Origin of the sequence: Streptomyces sp. NPDC001530, from assembly GCF_042894545.1 — a bacterium.
In the GTDB taxonomy this organism is placed as follows: domain Bacteria; phylum Actinomycetota; class Actinomycetes; order Streptomycetales; family Streptomycetaceae; genus Streptomyces.
The window spans coordinates 1-7,535 of the sequence record NZ_JBIAVS010000065.1 but is presented as its reverse complement, the minus strand read 5'-3'; the positions used below and the strand labels follow the sequence as shown (position 1 = coordinate 7,535).

Sequence of the window (7,535 nt, the reverse complement as noted above, 5' to 3'; positions counted from 1 at the left end):
GCTGGTACACGACGCGATGGCCACGTCGCTCCAGACGGTCCCCGATCCAGGCCGCCCAGGCCCGGTTGAAACCGGCGAAGCTGATCGTGACGGTCGGTCGTCCGGGCGGGGCAGCGGTCCGCTTCCACGGCCACCTCCTCGGCCGCCGCTGAACTTCCGGGGTGCTCTCCCCCGGCTGTTCCCGGACCTCCGGGGTGCTCTCCCCCGGCTGTTCCCGGACCTCCGGAGTGCTCTCCCCCGGCTGTTCCCGGACCTCCGGAGTGCGCTCCCTCGGCCGCTCCTCGTCCTCCGGGGCTCGTCCAGGACGTTCCGGGGTCTGCGGAGCCGACCGCTGAGGCGGTGCGGAAGGCAGCGGGGGAGGTGGTGCGGGGGGCGGTTCCCGCACCACCTCCACCTGCCTCGTGCGCCGCGTGGCCTCGGAGTCGCGCTCGCGGATCTCCGAGCGCAGTTCCGCCTTGCGGACGGGCACACCCCACTGATTGCTGACTGTCAGCCACAGCGCGGCGGCACCCGTTTCGCCGCCGGTCGACACCCGGAAGCGGGCCTCTCCGTACGTACCACCGAAGCGGTGCAGCACCACGCTCGGTTCGTTCAGGGCCGTGCACACGAAGTGCGGAGAGCCGTCGAGTGTGACGGAGAAGGTGAATTCCTCGTCGGGATAGGGCCACGAGGGCGCCTCACCTTCCTCCGTCGGGAGCGGACCGCGCAGGTCGATGGTGACGAGGTAGTCGGACTCCGTCTCGGCGTGCCGTGGCCACTCGACGACGGGTTCGATCAGGAGGCGGGGTGCGTCGCCGGTCACCACCCACCCCCTCCCCGGACGCCGTACCCCTCGCCCACGGTGAGCCGCACGGTGGTGAGCGGGTGGCCGTAGTAGTGGAACATGAACGCGTACAGCAGCCGCAGAACCCGTTTCTGACCGAACTTGTCGACCTGCCCGTCATCGTTACGCACCGTCGGGATGGCTGCCAGGGGGCCGAACTCCGCCACGGCGCGGGCGCGGAAGGCCCGCAGGGTCTCGGTGACCGGACGGTTGGGGTGGGCGGTCACCTCGCCCACCAGGCTCCGAACCAGTGCGCGGGCCTCCTGGTCCCCCACCTGGCCCGCGGCCACGATGCAGCCGCCCGCTCCTTTGCGCAGGAAGAGTTCGGCGAAGCCGCGCAGTGCCTGCTCGCCCTGTCCGCTGTTGCGGACGAAGAGCCCGGAGTGGCAGGCGTTGAGACAGACCAGGGACCGGTCGGCGTGCAGGATGCGCATGGTCTGGTCGTTGAGTTCGGCCCAGGTGCGGCCACCGAGCGAGAGACGGGGGACCGTGTCGCCGTAGTCGCCGTGGCAGCCCATGTAGACCAGACCGATGCGGTCGGCGGGGGTGTTGAGCGCCTCCAGGAACGAGGTCATCCTCAGGTGCATGTGGTGCGCGTAGGGCTTGAAGACGTGGCGGTCGTCGGCCATGTCCTCGTGCAGATAGCCCAGTACCCGACCGTGACAGTCCCCCGTCTCACGCGGCAGGTCCTGACCGGTGTCCCGCAGGGTCGTCCAGCGGGCCATGACGAGCAGGGCACCCAACAGTCCGGCCGGCAGCCCGCGTTGCTCGTCGGCGGGCACCCAGAACAGCTCCCAGGGGAGTTCGAAACCCGTGTCGTCCCACACGATGAGGCGCAGCGCGGCACCGTGGCGGTCGCGGATCTCGTTGATCCATGCCGCCAGCTCGACCTGGTTCTCGGACCACAGCTGGATGCCACGCAGGATCTCGGACGGGAACTCCCCGCCGCGGATGGCTTTGCGGAGGCTGATGTCCGGCGCACCCAGCCGGGTCGATCCGGCCGAGGCCTCCACCGTGAGGTCACCGCACCAGCCCTTGAGCGCGTAGGCGTCCTGGCCGTCGGCCCGCTCCGCGCGTACGACGCTGAGCAGGGCGAAGCCTTCCTCCAGACGGTCGTAGGGTCGGCCCTCGTTCCCTCCGATCCCGGCGGGAGGCCCTTGCGGGGGGCGCAGTTGGGCGTCGGGGGCGGGTTCACGGCGGGGCACAGTCTTCAGATCGGCCATGAGCGCGCGACGCATCACGGACGTGGCCTGCTCCCTCCAACGGGCCTGGCCCCGCGGCTCACCCCACACCGCGTCCCCCGTCCTCACGCGTTCCGCGTTCCTCGGCCAGGCGGCCCTCGACCACGGTGCCGCCGAGCTTGTCGGCCAGCCGGAACGGCAGGTGTTCGTAGGGCCGGCGGGCCGCGTCGACGACGGCGACGTGCAGCCTCGTCCGGTCCATGGTGCTGAAGCGCGTCGCCGCCACGAAGGCGTCCTCGACGCCTTCCGCGCCGACCGGTCCCTCCAGCTGTCCGGTGTGACTGGCGCGCAGGGGTACGTTGCCGCGGCCGTCGGTGATGACAGCCAGCCAGACCTCCACGAGACCGTTCCCGTGCTGCCTGAAGGCACGCAGCAGCGCCTGTCTCGCTAGTTCGAGGCCATGAGCGAGGGGCGTGGCCCGGCCCGCCGGACGGTACAGCGCGTCGAGGATACGGGGGTCGAGGACGCTGCGCGCGGCGAAGGATTCGGCCCTCAGTTCGTCCTTCACCGTCACACTTCCGACCTCGATCACCTGGGCCGCCGCCCGCCCGGCGTACGCCCACTGAAGGAAGGGTGTGAGCGCGTCCTGCCAGTCCCAATCACCCCGGCAGGTGTGGTCGAGGAGCAGGACGAGCATGCGTTCGGGGGATGCGGCGCGGATGTTGCTGTGCAGGTCGACGGGCGAGACGGTGAACCGCTCGCTGCGACGGACGCGTTGGTGCACCGCGGCTTCTCGTGCGGTGCGCACGTAGGCGAGGTCGCGCAGATCCCGGGCCCGTCGCGTTCCGACGACGACGCCACGCGTCGAGGCCGGCCCCGCCGTGCGCTGCCATGGGTTGCGCAGGGGGGCGAAGTCCCGCAGCGGCACCGCCTCGTCCTCGGCGTAGGGGCTCGTGCTCTCGTCGAGGGCGCCGCCTGGAGCACCGCCGATCCCTTCCGCGGGTTCGGTCTCCAGCAGTTGCTCGGTGGTCGATTCGAAGCGACGCGTCCCGCCACGACCCGTCCGGTCGCGGGCGTCGCGGTGCGGGCCCGGATCGGGGGGCACCGGATCGACGGGGGGTTGAGCGGGGCCGGAATCCGTATCGGTACGTTCCGTCGGCTGCGGGACGGGAAGACCGATCAGCCGGGCCGCCGCGTCGCAGTGTTCCGGTGTGGCGTCCGGCTCCGCGTCCAACGTGGCGAGCGCCCGGGCCAGTCTCAGCAGGGAGAGTGTCCTGCGGTTGCCCGTGTCGGGGTCCAGCAGTTCCCGTACGCGCCTGACCGCGTCGTCGGTGACGGCGGCCCGCACCGCTGGTCCGCCCGGGGCGCCCGCGGCAGCGAGCCACGCGTGGGGGAGAGCCCCGGGGCCCAGGCCGTCCGCCGGCAGCCGCAGTCCGGCGGCCGGTATCCGGATGGCGAAGCGGTCCAGCAGATGCCGGCTGAGCCGGCCCGCATCCGCGGATCGGCAGACGGCCAGCCAGCGCGCCAGCGGCCTGCTTGTGCGGCGCAGTCCCGTCTGCTCCACCACGGCGACGTCCGCCCCCAGGAGCTGGACGGCCGCGCGCATCCCGGCGACACTCAGCCTCGCGAGGTCCGGCACCACTACCAGGGGCGGCACGGCTCCTGGGCCTTCGGCGCCGAGGAGAGGACCGGGCTCGATGGCGAAGGTGATGCCGTCGCGTTCCTGACGCAGCACGGGCCGGGTCCACATGCCTTCGTCACGGCTGTCGGCACCCAGCATCACGGGCGTGGCCCGCGGGCCTGAGGGATCTCCGAGGAGTTCGGCGAAGACCCGCGCCACCGGGTCGACGAACTGCGGGTCCAGGTCGAAGAGCAGCACACCGCTCAGGGCGGGATCGACGGCGGAACAGGCGAGGGCGCGGACCAGCCGCCGCGCGAGGTCTTCCGGTTCCTCGGGCGCGGCGGACGCGGCATCTGCGTCGCGGCGGCTCGGCGGATCGATGGGCATGATGCGGCTCAGAGGGCGTCGAAAAGATCCTTGAGCCGGTCCTGGTCGGCCGGCCCCCAGTCGAAGGTCCCGCCCGTCACCGACTCGGGCCGCCGGTGCCGGAGGGCCAGGGCGAGTACCCGCCGCACATGGCTCGGCTCGACCCGGTCCGCGCCGTCGAGTGCGGCGAGCGCGCGGGCCGCCATGACCGCGACGATCTCACCGCGCTGCCCCACGGCGTGCACCCGTGCGGCAGCGTCCGCGCACAATCTGAGGACCTTCTTGGGAACCTGTGTCCGCGGCACCCTGTCCCTGGCGCGCTCCAGCCGGGCGCGGATCGCCGCGTTGTCCCGTTCGGCCTTGGCGCGCCAGGCGGACCCCTCTTTGCCGAACTCCTCCTCGAAGTCCATCACCGTGCGGATCATCCGGTAGCGGTCGTCGGAGTCCAGTTCGCTCGCGGTGACCATGAGCCCGAAGCGGTCCAGCAACTGCGGCCGCAGCCCGCCCTCTTCCGGGTTCATCGTGCCCACGAGACCGAACGAAAGCTGCTGGTACGTGTCGAGGCCCTCCCGTTGGACAGACAGCACGCCCGTCGAGGCGACGTCGAGGATGATGTTGACGAGGTGGTCGTCCAGGAGGTTCACCTCGTCGACGTAGAGCAGTCCCTTGTCGCCCGCCTCCTCCAGAAGTCCGGGCTGCGGGCGCACCTCACCGCGCATCAGCGCGTCGAGATCCCAGCCGCCTATGACCCGGTCGGCGGTCGCGTTGATGGGGAGGGTGACGGGCAGTTCCCCGTGGACCATGAGGGCGAAGGAACGTACGAGAGTGGACTTCGCGGTGCCGCGCGCCCCCGTCATCAGGACACCGCCGATGCGGGGCGTGACGTGGTTGAGCTCCAGCGCCAGCTTCATGTCGTCCTGTCCTACGACACGGCTGTACGGGAGGATCCGCACAGCCCCGGCGTCACGGCTCACGAGGCGGCCCCCTCCGGGCTTCCCGTGGTCCCGGCCGGACCGCTCGCCGCCCCTGCCGGCGGGGCGGAGGTCTGCCATCGGCAGGTGATCTGGAGCTGGGCTTCCGCTCCGCTCTTGACGAGCACCGCCAGCCCCGCGTCCACCTTGATGGAGAGCTGCAGCTCGACCTCGTCGGGCCGCAGGTGCTCTTCGAGCTCCCCGAATCTCCGTGCGGCCAGGGCTGCGCAGCGGCGTGCCAGGGCGAGTCCGTCGCTGTACGTGTCCTGGGCAGTCTCGACCAGGCGCCGGGCGGCTCCGGCCCTGGTCGCCTCGTCGCCGTAGATGGCATCGAGGTCGTCGGACCCGGCAGGGTCCAGATCCGTGTCGACTTCGACGGGGATGGGCCCGTCCGCACCCTCCGGGACAGGTCCCACTAAGATCACCACGCGCCCCCCCGGCACAACTCCCGTGTAATGCACGTCTGTTGAGAGAGAACTGGGTCATTCCCCGGCGCGCGAGGGGTTATGCGCACCGAGGACCGGCACCTCTTCTCACGTCTCCTGGGGTTCGAAGTCCCAGTAGGGGCGGTTGCGGGAGCGGGCCGAGATGGTGTGGACGTGCTGGGGGCCCAGCGTCGCGGCGAGGTCCGTCAGCGCCCCCTGCTCGACCTTCTCGGCCTGCTGCCGGTCCCGGAGGGCTCGCAGGTCCGCGGCGAGGGCGATGCGTGCCGAGAGCGTCAGCGGATGCGTGCGGCCGAGGACCTCGGTGGCCCGGGTGACCGCATCATGGCTGAGCGCGGCGGCCGACTCGGGATCGCCGACAAGGTTGCGCAGCGCGGCGGCGTTGATGGCGCAACCCAGCGTCCAGGGATGGTTCTCCCCCACCGCGGCGGTCATGTCGGCCAGCGACTGTTCGATGACCACGTGCGCCTGGTCCCGTTCGCCGACACTGCGCAGAACCAGGGCGTGGTTGGCCCGCACACCGGCGATGAACGGGTGCCCCTCGGCGAGCATCACTTCATAGCGTGCGACCACGGACTCGCCGAGCTCCCGGGCCTGGTCGATGTCACCGTGCTCCCGCGCGAAGCAGCTCGTGGTGGCCGCGAACCTCAGTGTCTGCGGGTCGGTCTCGCCCAGCACGCGCTCACAGCGTTCCAGCACACGGGTGAGGAGCGCGCCCGCCGCGGCGCGGTCGCCGCTGCGGTAGTGGCACAGGGCGAGATTGTGCTCGGCCTCCAGGGTCGGCGGGGTATCGGCGCCCATGACGCGGCGGTACTCACGCACGTTCTTCGTCTGGATGGACTCGGCCTCGGTGTAGCGGCCCAGCAGGCGCAGATCGACGGCGTAATGGATTTCGGAGGAGAGCGTCCACGGGTGCCGTGCGAGCAGCAGCAGCCTGCGTGCCTCCATCGTCCGCTGGTCGATGTCCAGTGCCTCCTCGTAGCGGCCGAGCAGCCGCAGGGACACCGCAAGGTTGTTCTGCGCCCCGAGGGTCCGCGAGTCCTGTTCGCCGAGCAGGTCGCGGTAGGCCAGGACCAGCCGTTGGGAGAGTTCCAGCGCCTCGTCGTAGCGGCCGAGGCCCCGCAGGTCCGCGCCGAGGCCGCTGACGGCGCGCAGATGGTCCAGGTCGCGCTCGCCGCGCTGTTCACGCAGATGCTCGACGGCGGCACGCTCGATGGCCTCCGTGCGCTCGTAGTCGCCCACCGCGCGGAGCACGTTGGCGTAGTGGTGGGTCAGCTCCCAGATACGGGGGTGGTTCTCGCCGAGCAGAGTCCGCCAGGCCTTCAGGGCGCGTTCGCCGAGCTTGATGCCCGCCCGGTACTCGCCCGAAATGAACATGTAGCGCAGGCAGTTGAAGACCAGGGTCTGCACGGCCGGGTCCTTGCTCTTCAGCACGTCCGCGTACTTCAGGTGCGGAACGATCTCCGCGTAGCCGCTCCACAGCCGGGTGTCCGTGGGCCGCCGTGGGTCGGCCGCCGCCAGCGCCCGCCGCACCACGTCGATGAACTCGCGGTGGTCCTCGTCCGGCATGTCCTTGTGGACGATCTGGTGGACCATCCGGTGCAGGTAGAGGGACTCGCCGGAGGACGCGGCCTCGTCGGTGGCCTCGTGGGACTCCAGGCGGACGACCGAGTACTGGCGGAGCTGGTTGATCGCCTTGTTCCACAGCAGCGGGTCGTTCAGCAGGCCCGCGATCTGTTCGGGCAGCTCGTCGTGCGGCATCTCCTTCAGAAGGCGAACGGGGATGAAGCCGGGCGCGAAGAAGGTGCACAGGCGCAGCAGGTCGACGGACTCCGGGACGGTGTCGCGGAGCTTGTTCAGCAGTATTGACCAGGCGGTCTGGAAGGCGACCGGGAAGTCGGCGGAGACCTTGACGACGTCCTGGTCGATGCCGCCCTCCAGGAGGGCGATGTACTCCTGGACGGAGAGGTCCGAGTCGTTGAGCCAGCCCGCCGTCTGGTCGAGCAGCAGCGGCAGGTCCTCCAGGGCCTCGGCGAGCTGGTCGGCCTCGGCCTCGCTGAGCCGGGGCGCCCGGCGGCGGATGAAGGCCACCGACTCGTCGCGGTCGTAGACCGGCACTTCCAGCAGCTT

At 71.0% G+C, this 7,535-nt stretch carries 5 protein-coding genes and 1 pseudogene; all 6 read right to left on the bottom strand.

The genetic code is table 11. The features are described 5' to 3' along the window. Nucleotides 1-802, bottom strand: a pseudogene (locus tag ACFY0T_RS50175) (hypothetical protein); the annotation flags it as partial. Further along, nucleotides 799-2,133, bottom strand: a complete 1,335-nt coding sequence (locus ACFY0T_RS50170; protein ID WP_388885934.1) for a CHAT domain-containing protein — start codon at nt 2,131-2,133, stop codon at nt 799-801. The pseudogene ACFY0T_RS50175 and the gene ACFY0T_RS50170, both read right to left, overlap by 4 nt. Then, nucleotides 2,105-4,012 carry a magnesium chelatase gene (locus ACFY0T_RS50165; RefSeq protein ID WP_388885932.1) on the bottom strand — a complete coding sequence of 636 codons (1,908 nt, stop codon included), beginning with the start codon at nt 4,010-4,012 and terminating at the stop codon, nt 2,105-2,107. Before ACFY0T_RS50165 ends, ACFY0T_RS50170 begins: the two co-directional genes overlap by 29 nt. A gap of 8 nt (nt 4,013-4,020) precedes the next feature. Beyond that, nucleotides 4,021-4,965 carry an AAA family ATPase gene (locus ACFY0T_RS50160; RefSeq protein ID WP_388885928.1) on the bottom strand — a complete coding sequence of 315 codons (945 nt, stop codon included), beginning with the start codon at nt 4,963-4,965 and terminating at the stop codon, nt 4,021-4,023. Then, nucleotides 4,962-5,378, bottom strand: coding sequence for a CU044_2847 family protein (locus tag ACFY0T_RS50155; RefSeq protein ID WP_388885926.1), 417 nt, complete (start codon nt 5,376-5,378; stop codon nt 4,962-4,964). The genes ACFY0T_RS50160 and ACFY0T_RS50155 overlap by 4 nt, the downstream gene beginning before the upstream one ends. 117 nt (nt 5,379-5,495) lie before the next feature. Next, nucleotides 5,496-7,535: FxSxx-COOH system tetratricopeptide repeat protein (gene fxsT / locus ACFY0T_RS50150; protein WP_388885923.1), on the bottom strand; the 2,040-nt coding region annotated here is incomplete at its 5' end.

Coding starts and splice junctions, on each gene's coding strand:
- ACFY0T_RS50165 (WP_388885932.1), bottom strand. CDS start 4,012: ATGCCCATCGATCCGCCGAGCCGCCGCGACGCAGATGCCGCGTCCGCC.